Origin of the sequence: Promineifilum sp. (SeqCode) (assembly GCF_041918635.1) — a bacterium.
In the GTDB taxonomy this organism is placed as follows: domain Bacteria; phylum Chloroflexota; class Anaerolineae; order Promineifilales; family Promineifilaceae; genus Promineifilum.
Window position 1 is genome coordinate 1 of sequence record NZ_JAYRVJ010000745.1, and the last position, 2,110, is coordinate 2,110.

At 65.7% G+C, this 2,110-nt stretch carries 2 protein-coding genes; both read right to left on the reverse strand.

Annotation, left to right across the window (positions count from 1 at the left end; genetic code table 11):
* The coding region (locus tag ACE3UY_RS21585; protein WP_374689543.1) for a metallophosphoesterase at positions 1-808 on the reverse strand (808 nt) is incomplete at its 3' end.
* Between the two features lie 73 nt (positions 809-881).
* Positions 882-2,110 (reverse strand): NuoM family protein (locus tag ACE3UY_RS21590; protein ID WP_374689544.1); only part of this gene is annotated, 1,229 nt, incomplete at its 5' end.

Sequence of the window (2,110 nt, forward strand, 5' to 3'; positions counted from 1 at the left end):
CCGGCTCCCCCGCCAGCCGCGCAAACGGCCGCTGCTGGACGATGGTCTGGTCGGGCAGCAGCTGGACGAGGTTGAAGGCCGGCATGGCGTCGTGGTCGGCGCGGATCATCTCCTCGTTGGGCCAGGTGGTGAAGCCGGCGAAGGTGCTGGCCGCGGCGCAGTAGAGGATGCCGTCGCGCACGGTCTGCATGGAGTTGTGGATGTGGCCGTAGAAGACGCCGCGCAGCCGCCCCCGCGCCGGCAAGAGCGCCTGGTGCATCTCCTCGCCGTTGAAGATGAGCATGTTGGCGTCCATCCAGGGGGCGTTGGTGCGGATGGCCGGATAGTGGGTGAAGACGCACAGCGGCGGGCCGTCGGGCGTGGCCTCGCGCCGCAGCACGTCCAGCTGTTGGGCGGGCAGCAGGCCGTGGGGGTCGATGGTGTCCGGGCCGCGGGCGTCGAGCACCAGGAAGCGGTAGCCGCGCACCGTGAAGGTGTAAGAGAGCGTGTCCGTGCCCGGCTGGCAGTCCTCTTTCGGCCCCATCGGCAGGAAGCGGTGGATGTCGGCCGAGCGGTCGTGGTTGCCGGTGCAGTAGTAGATGGGCACTTCCAGCGCCGCGAACGTCTCCGCCGCCAGCCGGTAAGCGTCGTCGTGGGGATAGGTCGCCACGTCGCCGGTGTGCATGACGAAGTCGGGCCGTAGCGGCAGCCGGTTGATCATCTCCACCACGTGCCGGGCGTAGGGCAGCGACCGGTGCCCCTGGCGCGAATAGTCGGCCGTCGGCCCGAAGTGGGTGTCGCTGAGGTGGATGAAGTAGACCGGCTGCATGGGATTAGGGGTTAGGGACTAGGGGCTAGGGAAGAGCGTTCTTCCCTAGCCCCTAGTCCCTAGAACCTAGAACCTATCGGCCGAGGGCCAACACCGTATTACTAAGGTCCGCCACCAGATTGGCGACGGAGCTGTCCATCAGGTAGAAGTAGGCCGCGGGGGCGATGCCGATCCAGAAGATGAACAGCAGGAAGGAGAGCATGATCGCCAGCTCGCCGCGGTTCATCTCGCTCAGCTTCTTGACCTCGTCCGTCTCGACCGGCCCCATGAACACCCGCTGGAACATCCACAGCAGGTAGACGGCGGCCAGGATGACGCCGGTGGTGGCGAAGGCGGTGAAGATCCACGGCCGCGGGGCCAGCGACTCCGCGCCCATCGAGCCGAGCAGGATGGTGAACTCGCCCACAAAGCCGTTCAGCCCCGGCAGGCCCATGCTGGACAGGACGACGATGAGCGACAGGACGCTGAACATCGGCATGACCTTCCAGACGCCGCCGTAGGCCGACATCTCGCGGGTGTGGGTGCGCTCATAGAGCACGCCGACCAGGAAGAACAGCGCGCCCGTACTCAGGCCGTGGTTGACGCCTTGCAGGATGGCCCCCTGGATGCCGGCGGCGTTGAGCGAGAAGATGCCCAGCGTCACGAAGCCCAGGTGGCTGATGCTGGAGTAGGCGACCAGCTTCTTCACGTCCTTCTGGGCGAACGAGACGATGGCCCCGTAGATGATGCCGATGATCGCCAGCACGGCGATGAACGGCGCGTAGCGGTAGGCCGCCTCCGGGAAGAGGGGCAGGTTGAAGCGGATGAAGCCGTAGGTTCCCATCTTCAGCAGGACGCCGGCCAGGATGATGGAGCCGGCCGTCGGCGCTTCGGTGTGGGCGTCGGGCAGCCAGGAGTGGAACGGGAAGACGGGAACCTTGACGGCGAAGGCCAGGAAGAAGCCCAGGAAGAGCAGGTTCTGCGCCCCGGCGAAGGCCGCCCGCCCGGCGATCAGGTCTGGCAGGGCGAACGTGCCGTTGGTGATGCCCATGTAGAGGATCGCCAGCAGCATGAGCAGCGACGCGGCCATCGTGTACAGGAAGAACTTGATGGAAGCGTAGACCCGGCGCGCCCCGCCCCAGATGCCGATCAGGAAGTACATCGGCACCAGGGTGAACTCCCAGAAGATGTAGAATAGGAACAAATCCTGGGCCATGAAGACGCCGAGCATGCCCATCTCCAGCAGCAGGGTGAAGATGTAGAACTGCTTCACCTGCGTCTGGATGGCGTTCCAGGCTGAGGCGATGGCCAGCATGGAGATGA